The sequence below is a fragment of the Sphingobium sp. genome, from assembly GCA_035196065.1.
GTDB classification, from domain to species: domain Bacteria; phylum Pseudomonadota; class Alphaproteobacteria; order Sphingomonadales; family Sphingomonadaceae; genus Sphingorhabdus_B; species Sphingorhabdus_B rara.
On sequence record CP136575.1, the window covers coordinates 869,885 to 885,298 of the forward strand.

Genomic DNA, 15,414 nt, shown 5'->3' on the forward strand with positions numbered 1-15,414 from the left:
CTAAAAAAACAGGTTAGGGAATAGGGAAGTCAAGCAATGGCCGGTGCCAAGAACCACGATTATCATATCCTCCCGCCGAGCGCGACGCCGATCATCGGTTCGTTTGCGGCGTTCACCATGTTCTTCGGGCTGGTGATGTGGATGCACCCCAAGGAATTGGGCAGCTATGGCAGCCTAATTTTCGGTGCAGGCCTGCTAGGCGTGCTCTATACTTTCTGGACATGGTGGGCGGACACCATCCGTGAAGCCCATGCCGGTGATCACACGCCGGTGGTGCAATTGCACCTGCGCTACGGCATGATCCTGTTTATCGCATCAGAAGTGATGTTCTTCGTAGGCTGGTTCTGGGCCTGGTTTGATTTCTCGCTTTTCCCGAAGGCCCTGCAGATCGAAATCGACCATGCAACCCACGCCTTTGCCGTCACCAACATGATCGGGCAGGAAGGCGCTGAGGCATTCAAGCAATGGCCGCCCAAGGGCATGCAGGTGTTTGACGCGTTCAGCCTACCTTTGCTCAACACGCTGATCCTGCTTTGCTCGGGGACTACCGTAACTTGGGCGCACCACTCGCTGATCAATGGCGACCGTAAGGGCCTGATCAACGGTCTTTGGGTGACCATCGGTCTTGGCCTGCTCTTCAGCTGCATCCAGGCTTATGAATATGCCATCGCACCGTTCCCCTTTGCCGGTCTGAACTATGGCTCAGCCTTCTTCATGGCGACGGGTTTCCATGGTTTCCACGTCATTGTCGGAACGATCTTCCTGATGGTCTGCCTTGGACGCGCCTATAAGGGTCACTTCACACCGAAGCAGCACTTCGGTTTTGAAGCAGCGGCCTGGTACTGGCACTTCGTCGACGTCGTCTGGCTGTTCCTCTTCATCGCCATCTATGTCTGGGGTGGATGGGGCGCGCCGGTCCATTGATCGGCAGTTAGGTCCTATGACCGACATAGAAGAAACCGAAAAAGGGCAGCCTGGCATCGCCGTGGCTGCCCTTTTTGGCCTTTGTCCGGAATGCGGTGCCAAAACGCTGTTCGCTGCCCCAGCGCAATTTGCCGATCGATGCGACAATTGTGGGCTAGATTATTCGGCTTTCAATGTGGGGGATGGGCCAGCCGCCATTTTGACCCTGTTGCTGGGCGCACTGATTATCGCGGCTGCAATTTCGCTTGATGTTGCGGTGAGACCACCCTTCTGGGTCCATGTCCTGATCTGGGTGCCGGTTACCAGCCTGATGGTGCTGTTCTCGCTTCGCATCGCAAAAGGGGCCTTGCTGATTGCAGAGCATCGGAACAAGGCCCGCGAGGGCAAGCTCGCAGATAAGGACCCGGAAGAATGAAGATCCGCTTTCCGATCGTCGCCACAATCATCGTTGCGGCCGCCGTGGTGGTGATGGTCGCGCTCGGTGTGTGGCAGTTGCAGCGCAAGGGTGAAAAAGAGGCGCTGATCGCTCTCTATGCCGCCAATCGTGCCAAGTCTGAAATCAGCTATCCTGCATTGGGTCCGGTATCGGATATGTCGATGTTCCGGAAATCCACTGTCACGTGCCTCAAGGTCGTCCGCTGGCAGGCAAGTGCAGGGAAGGACGCACAAGGTCGCAGCGGCATCCGATATATTGCGGAATGCACCGCAGGTGGAGCTGAAGGTCCCGGCATTCTCGTGCTTGCAGGCGTTGCAGACCGCCCTGATCTGACGCCTGCATGGACCGGCGGTGCCGTGACCGGCTTGATCGTCACCGAACCTGATAAGCGCAGCCTGCTTCAAAAGGCGCTTGGGAGCGATGTCGTGCTGCGCCCGATGTTGATCGCTACGAGCCCGGTCGAAGGTTTGCGCGCGCCTTCGCAACCCAAGCCCGAGGATGTTGCCAACAACCATCTCGTTTATGCTGTACAGTGGTTCTTGTTCGCCGCGGCTGCCGCGATCATCTATCTTCTTGCGCTTCGCAAACGGCAGGCCGGCTGACGCGAAATCTGACAGTGATATTTTCCCATGACCCGCTGTTTTACGCGGTCGCAATACTTGCGATCACGCTCGTCGGCTTAGCCAAGGGGGGCTTTTCGGGCTTGGGTGCTGCATCCACGCCATTATTGGTGCTGGTGATGGATCCGATCAAGGCCGCGGCGATGCTGTTGCCCATCTTGATCCTTCAGGACGTTGTCGGCGTCTGGTCATTCCGCAAAAGCTTTGATCGCACCGTGCTCGTCTGGATGGTGCCCGGCGCCGCTGTCGGCATCTTCATGGGCTGGTCTCTTGCCAGCGCCGTCAATGTTGACTGGGTCAAGGGGGCGGTTGGCGCGATCTCCTTGCTGTTCGGAATTGAACGGCTTGCAGCCTATTATGGACGGCGCCTGCGCGTTGGAAAGCCATTGCCTGAATGGGTCGGCAGCCTGTGGGGAGTTGTTGCCGGCTTTACCAGCCATATCGCCCATGCCGGCGGCCCGCCCTTTCAGGCGTGGACACTTGGACGCGGGATGACGCCCACCATTTATGCGGGAACCGCCGCGATATTCTTTGCGATCATTAATTGGATGAAGGTGCCAGCCTATTGGCAATTGGGCCAGTTTGACCGTGAAACTCTTGGCCTAGCTCTGCTGTTCGCGCCTGTGGCGATCGCGAGCACCACTGCCGGCGTCTTTCTTGTACGCCGCGTTTCACCAGCACGCTTCCAACTGCTTGTCAGCGGGCTGATGATTATATTGGGAGCCGAGTTGATTCGTCAGGCTATTTGGTAGGCGCGCCTTATTTGGGCGCGAGCACCATCAGCATTTGCCGGCCTTCGAGGCGGGGGTAAGCCTCAACTTTCGCGGTTTCGGTCATGTCTTCGGCCACACGCTGCAGCAACGCCATGCCGAGCTGCTGGTGCGACATTTCGCGACCGCGGAAACGCAAGGTCACCTTGACCTTGTCTCCTTCGCCAATGAATTCGACGATCTTCTTCATCTTCGTCATATAGTCATGATCGTCGATGTTCGGACGCATCTTGATCTCCTTGATCTCCTGCGTCTTTTGGCTCTTACGGGCAAGATTGGCCTTTTTCTGGGCCTCATATTTGAACTTGCCGACGTCGAGAAATTTGCAGACCGGCGGGTCGGCATTGGGGGATACCTCAACAAGGTCGAGGCCGACTTCGGCAGCTTGGGCAATCGCTTCGCGGGTGTACATCACCCCCAGATTTTCGCCTTCTTCATCGATGACGCGAACCTTGTCGCTCTGGATGAATTCATTATAGCGCGGTCCACTTTTGACCGGTGGCGTCAACATTCGCCTTTGAACTGGGGCAGCGATAGCAAATACTCCTAAAATCTAGATTGAGCCGCCCTTACCGCGAATCGGTGCGCAAATAAAGGGGGGCGCGCAATCGGCGCGCGTTTTATGCGCTAGCGTTGCAACGGGCTGCTCGACGGGGCCGTTTCAAGCCGGCACTGGAGGCTCGCTATGCGGAAACATTGCAGCAAGTGCCGTATCAGATAGAGCGAGGATGGTCCTATAGGCTTCCGCAGGATAGCCGAGATGCGGTTTTGCCGGATCATAAGGTGGCTGGGCAACTGACCCGTCAGCCCCATCATAACCATCCGGATTCGCAAAAGCCTCTGCCTCTTCCGCGCTGATTCCGATCTTTGCCAATACCGTCGGATCGATCCAGCGATCTGGCGCAACCGTCATTCCGGGGCAGGCAACTTCGAGCGTCAAATGTTCGGGCCCGCCGAAATAGATCGATTTGCACATGCCATGATCGAGCGGACCGATAACATTGACACCCTTGGTCCGGATCCGGTCGCGCATTGCCAGCAATCGATCTTCATTTTCGACATGGAAGGCCAGATGCTGCATAGTTCCGGGAGCACTATTCCCGGCACCGGTGCCTGCATGGGTCACACCCATTGTTATCGGGGTGTCTGCCGTTTGCGGCAACTGCACCAGCGAGAAATAGCAGCCGCTATCGAGCTTCAGAAAGGCATGAATGCCACCAGGAACGCCATGCATGTCAAAAATTGCAACCAGCGGCGCACCCAGAACGTCGGAGAAAAACTCGATTTGGCGTTTCATGTCGCCGGTCATCACTGCGATATGATGAATGCCTGTTGGTTGAACCATTTGCTTTTCCTCTCCTGCGGAGCAATGTGCCGCAACGAGGAGAGCTTGCCAAATGGAAATCGTGCGGACGCCTTACGCATTGGTCTACAAGGAGGAATCGGCCTTCAAGGATGTTTATGGCGGCGCAGGAGGTGCGGTTTTCGTTGAGTGCATGGCGATCAGGCCCAAGGATTTGCCATCCAAGCGCGCCATCGTCTTCACCCATCCGATCGGCGGCGGTTCTTTCCTGCCGTTGGTAACAGCACTTGCCGTAGGCGGACACCACATTCTCTATGTGAACCCTCGCTATCGTGGCAACGATACAGCGTTGGTGATGGAAAAATGCATCAGCGATCTTGCCGCCGCCTTGCGTCATGCCCGCGACAAACTTGGTTATGAACAGATCATTCTGGGCGGATGGTCTGGTGGTGGATCTATGTCGCTTTTCTATCAGGATCAGGCAGAGAACCCCACAATCACTCATACACCCGCAGGCGACACTTACGACCTTACCGCAATCGAAATGCCTAAGGTCGATGGCATCATGTTGCTCGCTGCGCATGTCAGCCGCGCGATGACGCTGACCGAATGGATCGACCCGTCTATTCTCGATGAGAACAAACCGTTCGATCGCGATACGGATCTTAACATCTATGATCCGGATAACCCCAACAAGGCACCCTATGATGACGCCTATGTGGCTAGATTCCGCAACGCGCAAATTGCACGCAATCGGCGGATCACGGCTTGGGTCAAGGAAGAACTGGCTGCGATCCAAGCAAGCGATACCCCTAATGCAGAACGCGCTTTTGTCGTTCATGGGACGATGGCCGATGTCCGCTGGACCGACCCCTCGCAGGATCCTTCGGATCGGCGGTCGTATGAATGCTATCTCGGCGTGCCCAAGGTCGCCAATGATGGACCAGTAGGCCTCGCGCGTTTTACGACGTTGCGCAGCTGGCTGTCGCAATGGAGCTATGACGATACCAACGCGACCGGCCTCGGCAATGCCGCACGGATCAGCTGCCCGGTGCTGGTGATCAACAACACTGCCGACCTTGCCTGCACCCCAAGCCACGCCCAACGGCTGTTCGCGGCGATTGGGCATGCGGACAAGGAGTATGCCGATGTCGCAGGGGCCGACCATTATTATATTGAACGGCCAGAGCTGTTGCCGGTTGCCGTTGAACTTTGCAGCGACTGGATCGCCCGGAAATTCGGCTAGTTGAGCAGCCGCATAATCGCTGCCACGCCTGCGACACCAAGGATGATTCCCACCAGCGTCCGCCACACAGGCTCGCTCACTCGACCAAAGGCGAGCTCGCCCAAACGTGTGCCGATATAAAGGGCCGGGTAGAATAAGAGCGAAACCCAGAGGAGGTGCAGGTCCGCAACACCCATCGCAAAGGCGGCAATGCTGCCGGCGATTGCGGTTGCAAAAAAGACCATCAACATTGAGGCGCGAGCAATGGCTGGTGGAAGCCGGCGGCGCATGTAGAAGGGCACAACCGGCGGCCCTGGCATGGAGGCAAAGCCGGTGAGAAGGCCCGCCGCAATCCCTGTTGTCACACTTTCCTTTCGGCCCGGTACTGCGCCAGCCTTAGCGGGCACAAACAGCATACCGAACGCGGCCAGTGCGATCAGTGCGATGGCAAGACGCGCTACATCGGGCGGCGTGACTGAAAGCAGCCAGACACCCGGCGGGGTCGCCAGCATCGCTGCGGCGGCAATCGGGAAAGCGGTCGATCGTTCACCATTGGCGAGGATTTGTTTGAGCCCGATCGGCCCTGCAAGCAATTGCAGCAGGATTGAAATCACAACGGCATCGGTTGGAGGTACGATTAAACCGAGCAATGGTACGAGGATGATAGCCAGGCCAAAGCCCGTCAGCCCGCGCACCAGTGACGCGCCGAAAACGAGCATCAGCGCTGCGGCAAAGGTAAGCGGATCAAAGCCGCCGAGCAGGCCGGCCCAGTTCATTGCGTCGGCAAGATGTCTTGCGGCATTGTCCCCCATGCCGCGCTCACAGGCTCAATGCCCCATCGCCTCATGGTCGACTTCGCCGTCAGCAACTGCGGGCTTGGCGCCGCGCTTGTCGAGCCATGCCTGCATTTCCTTGATCTCGGCTTCTTGCGCCGCAATCACCTTTTGGGCGAGCGCGCGGACTTCTGGATCCTTGCCATGTTCAAGCGCGACCTTGGCCATTTCGACGGCGCCCTCATGATGCGGGATCATGCCCTGCATGAAGGCGATGTCGGCATCGGCATCAATGCTGACCCCCATCGCCTTGTGCATTTTGTCGTTCGCAGCCGAATAGGCCTTTTGCGCTACGTTGTAATTGGCGGTTGCGTCTGCAGCGGCATCGGTGGTTTCGGTCGCGGGCTGTTGGCAGCCGGCAAGAAGCAATAGCGGGGCCACGAGAAAGGGAAGGGCTTTCATGATCGTCTCCTTCTTGAAAGGGGATTAACGCAAATCGGGTGGTGTTGCTTCGCTGATCAACATTGTGACCGCTTCGCCAATCGACATGATCCGCTGGCCTTCCTGGCCCAAGGTGCGAATTGCGACCTTGCCCTCTTCGGCCTCGCGATTGCCCACGACCAGCAGATGCGGAACCTTAGCAAGGCTGTGTTCGCGCACCTTGTAATTGATCTTCTCATTACGAAGGTCGGTTTCAACGCGGATCCCTGCGGCTTTCAACTTTTCGCTGACCTGGTTGGCATAAGCGTCGGCATCGGAAACGATTGTCGCCACAACCGCCTGAACCGGTGCCAGCCAGGCAGGGAAGCGACCTGCATAATGTTCGATCAAGATGCCGATAAAGCGTTCATAGCTGCCAAAGATCGCGCGGTGGAGCATGACGGGGCGGTGCTTTGCGCCATCCTCACCGACATAGCTTGCGTCGAGACGTTCGGGCAGCACGCGGTCGGACTGGATCGTGCCGACCTGCCAAGTACGGCCGATCGCATCGGTGAGATGCCATTCGAGCTTGGGTGCGTAAAATGCGCCTTCGCCGGGCAGTTCTTCCCAGCCATATTGCTCGGTCGCGAGGCCGGCCTTGACGACTGCGTCGCGCAATTCCTGTTCGGCCTTGTCCCAATCGGCGTCGCTGCCGAAGCGCTTTTCGGGGCGCAGCGCCAGCTTGATCGAATAGGTAAAGCCGAAATCCTTGTAGATCCGGTCTGCGAGCGCGCAGAAATCCTGCACCTCTTGCACGATCTGGTCTTCGCGGCAGAAGATGTGGGCGTCGTCCTGCGTAAACTGTCGCACGCGCATCAGGCCATGGAGCGCGCCATGCGGCTCGTTGCGATGGCAGCAGCCATTTTCGTAAAGCCGCAAAGGCAGGTCGCGGTAGGATTTGATACCCTGACGGAAGATCAGGACATGTGCCGGGCAGTTCATCGGCTTCAGCGCCATCCAGTCGGCCTCGCCGGAAATCACTGGGCCTTCGTCATCGACATTGGGCACTTCGTCAGGGATGACGAACATATTTTCGCGATATTTGCCCCAATGGCCTGATTGTTCCCACTGGCGCGCGTCCATCACCTGTGGTGTCTTGACCTCACGATAGCCGGCATCATCGATTGCGCGGCGCATATAGGCTTCCAACTGACGCCACACGACAAAGCCATGCGGATGCCAGAAGACGCTGCCATGCGCTTCTTGTTGCAGGTGGAACAGGTCCATTTCTGCACCCAAGCGGCGATGGTCGCGCTTCGCTGCTTCTTCAAGGCGGATGAGGTGTGCGTCGAGCTGCTTCTTGTTGAGCCAGCCAGTGCCGTAAATGCGCGTCAGCTGAGCATTTTTTTGGTCGCCGCGCCAATAGGCACCCGAAACGCGGGTCAGCTTGAACGCTGCCGGATCAAGCTTGCCGGTCGAGGCCAGATGCGGTCCGCGGCACATGTCCATCCAGTCATCGCCGGACCAGTAGACAGAGAGTTCCTCGCCCTCGGGCAATTCGGCCGCCCATTCGGCCTTGAAGCTTTCGCCCGCAGCGGTCCATGTTGCGATTAGTTCATCGCGGCTTTTCACTTCGCGGCGCAGCGGTTTGTCGGCGCGGATGATCTCGCGCATTGCCTCTTCGATTGCCGGAAGGTCATCCTCGGTAAATGGTCCGCGGCTGGCTGGTGCCATCACGTCATAATAAAAGCCGTCATCGGTCGCAGGACCAAAGGTGATCTGCGTTCCTGGATGCAGTTTCTGAACGGCTTCGGCAAGGACATGGGCAAAGTCGTGGCGTGCGAGCTCAAGTGCGTCTGCTTCATCGCGGGAGGTGATCAGCGCGAGTTGCGTATCGGCGTCCAACGGACGCATGATATCGCGCACTTCGCCGTCGATGCGCGCGGCGATCGCTGCCTTGGCAAGACCGGGCCCGATTGCGGCGGCAATGTCTGCGGGGGTAGTCCCGCGCGCGACTTCACGGGCAGAGCCATCGGGAAGGGTGACGCGGATCATATCAGACATCGGGAATACTAGCTTTCAGGATTGATTGGAGAGGACCCTTTGCCAGTCTGTGGGGCAGGCCGCAAGGGCGGAACGCGATAGATCAAGCAAGGTGGCCACCCCATATTCCTTATCGATTTTACATCGCGTCACCTGCCTTGCTTGACAACCGCTGCTGCCATCGCGCACCAATGCGCGGTATCGATCAGGGGAGGGCAGAGCGCGATGACAGACAATGACGCGAGGGCGCCGAGTGCCGTCACGTTCCACGGAAGTTGGACGGATTTTGCAAAGATCGCGCTGCCCAATGTCCTGCTGACTTTGGTCACCCTTGGTTTCTACCGTTTCTGGGCGACGACGCGCGAACGGCAATATCTTTGGGGGCAGACGCGCTTCATTGATGAGCCGCTCGAATGGACGGGCCGCGGACTGGAATTGTTCATCGGCTTCATCATGGTCTTTTTTGTGATCGTGATCCCGATCGTGCTGATCCAGTTCGTGCTGCAAGGCATGCTCTTGCAGGGGCAGCCGGCCGCGGCCGCAGTGCTGGTTATCCTGCTCTTCCTGCTGATCTTCTATCTCGTCGGCCTCGCCTATTTTCGCGCGCTGCGTTACCGGCTCAGCCGCACTTACTGGCGCGGTATCAGGGGCGGCAGCGACAATCAGGGCTGGTCCTATGGCTGGTCCTATATCTGGAGGAATGTTGTCGCCGCGATTCCGCTCTATTTGCTCTACCCTTGGGCCAGTATGTCACTCTGGAACGAGCGATGGAACAAGATGAGCTTCGGCCCTTATCGCTTCGAATCAAGTGCCGATTGGAAGGCGCTGATGAAGCGTTACCTGCTGTTCTACCTCTTCCCCTTCCTGCTTTTTGGCGGGGCCTTCATCCTTGGCATCACCATGGGGATGTCGGGTAATAGCGGCGGTGATCCCTTTGCGGCGGGCGGTGCGATTGCGGCGGTGATGGTCGTGCTGGCTGTCCTTGGACTTTACATCGTCATGCCAATTGCCGCTCTTCTCTATTATTCCAAGTTCATGCGCGTTGCGATCAGCGCGTTGCGGCTTGGCGACCTTGAATTTGCCTTCACTGCGCGATCGCCGGACTGGATCCTCTTCTGGCTGGCTAATCTTGCAATTTATGCGGTCGCTTATGGATTTGCAGTCATGCCTTTTGCGCTGCTTGTGGCCACCGACATTGCGCAGTTTGCGCAGCGGATCGAGACCGGAGAATCTTTCCTGTCGGCAGGTGTGATCATCGGAGTGCTGCTCGCGATCATCCCAATTGCCTTTGCCACATCGATTGTGCGCTATCGCAGCTGGAAATTTTTCGTCACCCACACCGAAGCCTATGGCGAGGTCAATCTTGACCAAATGACCCAATCGGAAACGCAGGCTTCGTCGCATGGCGAAGGGCTGCTTGATGCCTTTGATGTCGGGGCGATCTGATGACGGCTTTTTTCGACGCCTGGCATTTCGACGGACAGAGCGCGGTGCGCCGCAAGGTCGAAATCCAGACGATCGGCCGGCAATTCTATCTGCTCGAAATCGAAAGGCGGCATGGCCCCTTCCAGTTTGACGATCTCCGCTTTCAGGAAAAAAAGCCCGACGCGCAGGTCTATGGCCTTGATGGCAAGGATGGCTGGCGACTGGGGGTGCGGGGCACCATTCCTGCTGAACTCGTTCCGCTGCTGCCCGCGCCCAAGGTTTATGGCGGCTGGATTGATCGGCTGGGGCTGGGCAAGGCAAGCATCGCCTTTGCAGCGATTAGCTCGGCGGTGGTGGCGGTGGTGCTGCTGTCCCCGCAATGGCTGGCGCCGCTGATCCCGGTGAGCGTCGACCGGCAATTGGGCAATGCGCTTGTCGGCGATTTTGGCGGGCGGTTCTGTGACACACGCCAAGGCAAGGCCGCATTGACCAAACTCACCGGCGCACTTGATAACAAGCCGCAGGATCTGCGGGTAGAGGTTGCCAATATCGACATGCTGAACGCGGTGGCGCTGCCCGGCGGGCGGGTGATACTGTTTCAGGGGCTGCTCGATCAGGCCAAATCACCTGATGAGGTTGCGGGCGTGCTTGCGCATGAAATCGGGCATGTCCGCGAACGGCATGTCATGCAGGGGTTGCTCCGGCAGATGGGCCTTGCCGTTGTCCTCGGCGGCTTTGACGGCAGCGGCGGCAGCACGTTGAACAGCCTTCTGTCGACCACTTACACGCGCGATGCGGAACGTGAGGCTGACGAACATTCGATGGGCGCACTGAACAAGGCGAGGATATCGCCAGTTGCCACGGCTGATTTCTTCAATCGTCTCGCCGCGCTTGACGGCAGCCGAGAGATGCGGGACCGGCAGGTGCGTACCATTGCCAGCTATAGTTCAAGCCACCCCTTGTCGGACGAGCGGCGCAAGCTTTTCGAAAAGAGCGTCGTTAAGGGCAAGGACTATGTGCCGGCGCTGACCCCTGCCGAATGGACCGAGTTGAAGACGATGTGCGCGCAGGACCGGGATGTGAAATCGGGTTGGGGTTTTGACATCGGGTAGGATGCAAAGCTATTGAAGGCGCTTCGTTTCGATCGTCATTTGGAGACACCCATGTTCAAGCGCCTGTTCATCGATCATCCCCGCAGCGTCGATGAAAGCTATGCCGAACATTTCATGGTTGCCGGCCGTTTTGGTGTGACGATGATCTGGGGCGGACTGTGCGCGTTGGTGCATGCGGTTGTTCCCGGCTGGTGCGTAACCACCGGCAGCCGCACGATCGAGCGGCTCAACGCAATCATGGTCGTCCAGCGCCGTGCCAAGGGGCAGGAGGTCAGCCAGATGCTGACGGTCGACTGGGTTATTTGAACCGACTCACATTTGAAGCATATGGCAGAAATCCTTCATTTTACCCGCGCAGACGGTATCAAACTCGCCTATCGCCTTGTTGATGGTACCGGGCCGTTGCTGGTGTTCCTGCCGGGATATATGTCCGACATGGCGGGCGGCAAGGCGACCGCAATGCTCGATTGGGCTGCAGCAAATGGCCGCGCCTGCCTCCTCCTTGACTATGCCGGATGCGGGCTGAGCGAGGGAGACTTTGCCGACCAGACGTTGACGGGCTGGCGCGACGATGTGCTCGCGATGCTTGAAGCGCTCAGCGATAGGCCGGTTGTGCTTGTTGGATCGTCTATGGGCGGCTGGCTGATGCTAATGATCGGCGAGGCATTGGGTGACCGGTTGGCGGGACTGGTCGGCATTGCGCCGGCACCCGATTTTACCCAATGGGGTTTCAGCGAGACGCGCCGCGCAACACTTATCGCCAATGGGGTCGTCTATGAGGACAATCCCTATGGCCCTGACCCAACGCCAACCTGGCGCGACCTGTTTGAATCGGGCGAGGCCAATTTGATGCTCGACCGGATAATCGCGATCGACTGTCCAGTGCGTCTGCTCCATGGTCAGGCGGATGCCGATGTGCCATGGAAAATTTCACTGAAGCTCGCCGCTGCGCTGCGGTCTTCGGACGTCAGGGTTATGCTGATCAAGGATGGCGACCATCGCCTATCGCGCGCGCAAGATGTGGCGTTGCTGCTTGCGACCGTGGCGGAGGTGGCTTGCGGGTAGGGACTGCTTGCCGCAGTTCTGTGCAGTAGTCCCAAATGCCGTCAATCTGGCTTAGTAGCCCGCTGCCTGCCCATCCTTGCGGGATTCGCTTGCCCCCCAATAAACGCCCGTTTCCGGATCGCGCCAGATCGCCTGATAGCCACCATAGGGTCCGACGCTATATTTCACCTTATGCCCGCGGCGGGTGAGTTCGTCGGCGATCGATTGCGGCACACCGGTCTCGATCTCGATCACGCCGCCGCTGGTCATAGCCTTGCCGCCTTCAGGGTCGGTTGATCCGTCATGATGGAAACGGGCGACATCTCCGGCCTGCTGCACCGTCATCCCGAAATCGATCATGTTGACGACGATCTGCGCATGCCCTTGGGGCTGCATCCCGCCGCCCATCACGCCAAAGCTGAGCACGGGTTTTCCATCCTTGGTCATGAAGGCAGGGATGATCGTATGGAACGGCCGCTTGCCCGGCTGCCAACTGTTCGCATGTTTGGGGTCAAGATTGAATTGCGCGCCGCGATCCTGGAACATGAAGCCCAGCGTGCCACCCTTTCCGTCATCGGAAATAAGGCCTGATCCCATGCCGCGATAATTGGACTGGATCAAACTGACCATCATTCCGTCCTTGTCGGCGACGGTCATGTAGATCGTGTCCTTGGCAGCGCTGTCGATGGGCAGACCGGGCAGGTCGCTCTGCGTGACCTTCGCCATATCGATGCCCGCGCGTTGTTTTGCGGCACGTTCCTTTGACAGCAGTTCCTTCAAAGGAATCCTGGCGAAATCGGGATCGGCATAGAAGCGCGCCCGATCGGCATAGGCCGCCTTTTTCGCTTCGACAAACACATGCCAGAAATCGGCGCTCGCGCGGCCCATCGCCTTCAGGTCATAGCCTTCGAGGATATTGAGTATTTGCAGCGCGGCAATGCCCTGGCCGTTGGGCGGGATTTCCCAGACATCATAGCCGCGATAGTTTGTCGACACCGGATCGACCCACTCGCTTTTGTGCGCAGCGAAGTCTGCCAACCGGTGCGGCGCTCCGATGCGCTGGAAATAACCGTCCATCGCCTGCGCAAGTTCCCCCTTGTAGAATGCGTCGCGACCCTTTTCGGCAATGGTTTGCAGCGTGCGTGCCAGATCAGGGTTGCGGTAAATATCGCCTTCTTCCGGGGCCTTGCCGCCGGGCAGGAAGACCTTGGACATATTGTCAATTTCTTCGATCGCGCCTTCGGCCTTCAATGCCACAAAGCCCTCGGTATTGGATTTCCAATAGCGCGCGATCAGTTCCGGAACCGGCGCGCCCTTCCGGGCATAGTCAATCGTCGGTGCGAGGATACGTGCCATGGGCAGCTTGCCGAAACGACCATGCATTTCATACCAGCCATCTACCGCGCCGGGGATTGTCACCGACGCTGCACCCCAATCGGGGATGGTTCCTGATTCATCCCGCTTTGACAACGGTTTGGTCCCAATCCATTTCCGGAACTGTTCCGGCGTCAGGCCCTTTGGCGCTCTGCCGCTGGCGTTGAGGCCATGAAGCTTTCCGGTCTTCGGATCCCAGATGATCGCGAACAGATCGCCACCAATGCCGTTGCCCGTCGGCTCGAGCAGCCCCAGCGCGGCGTTGCCGGCAATCGCTGCATCAACAGCGCTGCCTCCGTCTTTCAAAACATCTAGCGCGATTTGCGTGGCGAGGGGATGGCTGGTTGCGACCATGCCGTTTTGCGCGATCACTGCAGAGCGGCTGGCCCCTGCCGCACCCGAATAGCGGTCGCCCTGATCCTTGGGCACGGTCTGCGCGGCAAGCGGGGTGGCGGCGAGCAGCAGGGATAAAAGTGTGATCGGTTTGCGCATGGAACAGTTCCTCATCTGGAGGGCGCAACGCGTATCGCCTTGCGGCATCGGCCGCAAGCAGGCTCGCAACTTTGCGCCAAGATCCAGTTGGTGCGCGCCAGACCGATCAATCGAGATAATATTCGACAGTCGTGACCACGCGCACCTTTTTGAAAGGCGTGTCCGATACGCCCCATCCGCCAGAGGCATCGCCGTCGCGTGCAGTCACCTCGAAATAGCCCTGCGTAGCCGATTTGATGCTACCCACATCGGTGCCGCTATCCTTGGCAAATTGTTCGGCCGACTTGCGCGCATCGCGCGTTGCCTGCGCGACCATTTCGGGCTTGATCGAATTGAGCTTGGTGAAAGTGTAGCTCATGCCCGAACCTTCCTCCAGTTCGACGCCCTGCTTCACAAGGTCGAATTGCCGCTTCACAGCCGCCTGCGCCTTGCCGATGTCGGTCGTGCGCAGCGATAAACGCTGCTTGACAGTATAGGTCGCTACGCCATTTTCATTATATTGCGAGACGTTGGCGCCCGTCGGTTGGAGGTCATCGCCCTTGAAGCCCAGCTCGCCGAAAAAGGTGCGGATCGCCCGTGTGTCACCGTCAAGATCGGATTGTGCGGTTTGCAGGTCACCTGCCTTTGCCGAATAGCTGATCGTCCATGTCGCCAGGTCTGCCGTCACTTCGCGCTCGGCAAGTCCGCGCACGGTAACCGCCCGGTCAGCCTGTTTCATTCGAACCAGCCCGTCGCCCATCAGCCAGCCGCCTGCGACCAGCCCGATCGCGATCAGCCCCGCGCCTGCAAGCCGGGCCTTGCCGTTGTTGGCCGTCAGTCGATCGAAAATCCCTGATCGCTATTTGCGCTGTCGATCTCGCCCATCGGAAAATCCTTCCCTCAGTTTCGTTCCGTGGCACCTGTCCGCCCCTTGCGTCGGCCGCTCTGCCGGTCCATGTTCGCGCCGACCCAGCGCAGATTGGCGAATAAAACCGCTGCGATGAACCGTGCCTTAACATCGATGAGTTGAATATGCCCACCAAATATCTGCACAGCATGATCCGTGTTTCCGACCCTGATGCGACGGTCGCCTTCTTTGAATTGATCGGCCTTCAGGAAGTGCGTCGCTTTGAAAGCGCGCAGGGCCGCTTCACGCTGATCTTCCTCGCCGCCGAAGGGCAGGAGGGGCTCGCTGAGGTCGAACTCACTTACAACTGGCCGCCCGAAGATGGCAGTGCGCCCGAATCCTATGGCGGTGGCCGGAATTTCGGTCATCTCGCTTATCGCGTCGACAATATCTACGAAACCTGCGCTGCTCTGGCCGATGCAGGCCACATCATTCACCGCCCTCCGCGCGACGGCTATATGGCCTTTGTGAAGTCGCCCGACGGCATTTCCGTCGAATTGCTGCAGGAAGGTCGGCTGGAGCCCCAAGAACCGTGGGCGAGCATGGAAAATGTAGGGAGTTGGTAAC

The 15,414-nt window shown here is 58.5% G+C and carries 17 protein-coding genes; 10 read left to right on the top strand and 7 right to left on the bottom strand.

Going from position 1 to position 15,414, the window contains the following annotated elements:
- Positions 1-36 precede the first annotated feature (36 nt).
- The 4 genes from RSE16_04120 to RSE16_04135 are packed head-to-tail and all read left to right on the top strand — an operon-like array spanning position 37 to position 2,732.
- A complete protein-coding gene (locus RSE16_04120; protein WRH76661.1) occupies positions 37-924 on the top strand; it encodes a cytochrome c oxidase subunit 3 in 888 nt (295 codons plus the stop codon).
- Between the two features lie 16 nt (positions 925-940).
- Complete coding sequence (locus RSE16_04125) at positions 941-1,339, top strand: DUF983 domain-containing protein (GenBank protein ID WRH76662.1); 399 nt, start codon at positions 941-943, stop codon at positions 1,337-1,339.
- The gene (locus RSE16_04130; protein WRH76663.1) at positions 1,336-1,962 is read left to right on the top strand and encodes an SURF1 family cytochrome oxidase biogenesis protein; all 627 of its coding nucleotides are present in this window, start codon (positions 1,336-1,338) and stop codon (positions 1,960-1,962) included. The genes RSE16_04125 and RSE16_04130 overlap by 4 nt, the downstream gene beginning before the upstream one ends.
- A gap of 14 nt (positions 1,963-1,976) precedes the next feature.
- Positions 1,977-2,732 carry a sulfite exporter TauE/SafE family protein gene (locus tag RSE16_04135; GenBank protein ID WRH76664.1) on the top strand — a complete coding sequence of 252 codons (756 nt, stop codon included), beginning with the start codon at positions 1,977-1,979 and terminating at the stop codon, positions 2,730-2,732.
- 7 nt (positions 2,733-2,739) lie between these two features.
- Here the strand turns inward: RSE16_04135 and infC are convergent, their stop codons facing one another.
- Together infC and RSE16_04145 are read right to left on the bottom strand one after the other, a co-directional pair.
- The gene (infC, locus tag RSE16_04140) at positions 2,740-3,261 is read right to left on the bottom strand and encodes a translation initiation factor IF-3 (protein WRH76665.1); all 522 of its coding nucleotides are present in this window, start codon (positions 3,259-3,261) and stop codon (positions 2,740-2,742) included.
- 150 nt (positions 3,262-3,411) lie between these two features.
- The gene (locus RSE16_04145; protein WRH76666.1) at positions 3,412-4,095 is read right to left on the bottom strand and encodes a VOC family protein; all 684 of its coding nucleotides are present in this window, start codon (positions 4,093-4,095) and stop codon (positions 3,412-3,414) included.
- 52 nt (positions 4,096-4,147) lie between these two features.
- Between RSE16_04145 and RSE16_04150 the strand changes: the two genes are divergently transcribed.
- Positions 4,148-5,299 (top strand): alpha/beta fold hydrolase, encoded by a 1,152-nt coding sequence (locus RSE16_04150; protein WRH76667.1) that lies wholly within the window; start codon positions 4,148-4,150, stop codon positions 5,297-5,299.
- Here RSE16_04150 and RSE16_04155 read toward each other — a convergent pair.
- Genes RSE16_04155 through thrS form a run of 3 tightly spaced genes read right to left on the bottom strand, consistent with a single transcriptional unit; the run spans position 5,296 to position 8,535 of the window.
- Positions 5,296-6,090 (bottom strand): sulfite exporter TauE/SafE family protein, encoded by a 795-nt coding sequence (locus RSE16_04155; protein WRH76668.1) that lies wholly within the window; start codon positions 6,088-6,090, stop codon positions 5,296-5,298. The genes RSE16_04150 and RSE16_04155 overlap by 4 nt on opposite strands.
- A gap of 15 nt (positions 6,091-6,105) precedes the next feature.
- A complete protein-coding gene (locus RSE16_04160; protein WRH76669.1) occupies positions 6,106-6,513 on the bottom strand; it encodes a DUF305 domain-containing protein in 408 nt (135 codons plus the stop codon).
- 24 nt (positions 6,514-6,537) lie between these two features.
- Positions 6,538-8,535 (bottom strand): threonine--tRNA ligase, encoded by a 1,998-nt coding sequence (thrS, locus tag RSE16_04165; protein ID WRH76670.1) that lies wholly within the window; start codon positions 8,533-8,535, stop codon positions 6,538-6,540.
- 204 nt (positions 8,536-8,739) lie between these two features.
- Here thrS and RSE16_04170 point away from each other — a divergent pair, with 204 nt between their 5' ends.
- From RSE16_04170 to RSE16_04185, 4 genes are read left to right on the top strand one after another with little or no spacing between them, the layout of a single operon-like run.
- Complete coding sequence (locus RSE16_04170; protein WRH76671.1) at positions 8,740-9,960, top strand: YjgN family protein; 1,221 nt, start codon at positions 8,740-8,742, stop codon at positions 9,958-9,960.
- Positions 9,960-11,051 carry a M48 family metallopeptidase gene (locus RSE16_04175; GenBank protein ID WRH76672.1) on the top strand — a complete coding sequence of 364 codons (1,092 nt, stop codon included), beginning with the start codon at positions 9,960-9,962 and terminating at the stop codon, positions 11,049-11,051. Before RSE16_04170 ends, RSE16_04175 begins: the two co-directional genes overlap by 1 nt.
- Before the next feature lie 51 nt (positions 11,052-11,102).
- Positions 11,103-11,357: a DUF6356 family protein gene (locus RSE16_04180; protein ID WRH76673.1), complete on the top strand. Its 255-nt coding sequence runs from the start codon at positions 11,103-11,105 to the stop codon at positions 11,355-11,357.
- A 21-nt stretch (positions 11,358-11,378) separates the two neighbouring features.
- On the top strand, positions 11,379-12,116 hold the full coding sequence (locus tag RSE16_04185; GenBank protein ID WRH76674.1) for an alpha/beta hydrolase: 738 nt from the start codon (positions 11,379-11,381) through the stop codon (positions 12,114-12,116).
- A 51-nt stretch (positions 12,117-12,167) separates the two neighbouring features.
- On the opposite strand, the gene ggt is transcribed toward RSE16_04185, so the two are convergent.
- A complete protein-coding gene (ggt, locus tag RSE16_04190) occupies positions 12,168-13,961 on the bottom strand; it encodes a gamma-glutamyltransferase (protein WRH76675.1) in 1,794 nt (597 codons plus the stop codon).
- A gap of 106 nt (positions 13,962-14,067) precedes the next feature.
- On the bottom strand, positions 14,068-14,778 hold the full coding sequence (locus tag RSE16_04195) for an SIMPL domain-containing protein (protein ID WRH77295.1): 711 nt from the start codon (positions 14,776-14,778) through the stop codon (positions 14,068-14,070).
- Between the two features lie 194 nt (positions 14,779-14,972).
- Here RSE16_04195 and RSE16_04200 point away from each other — a divergent pair, with 194 nt between their 5' ends.
- On the top strand, positions 14,973-15,413 hold the full coding sequence (locus tag RSE16_04200) for a VOC family protein (GenBank protein ID WRH76676.1): 441 nt from the start codon (positions 14,973-14,975) through the stop codon (positions 15,411-15,413).
- Position 15,414 lies beyond the last annotated feature (1 nt).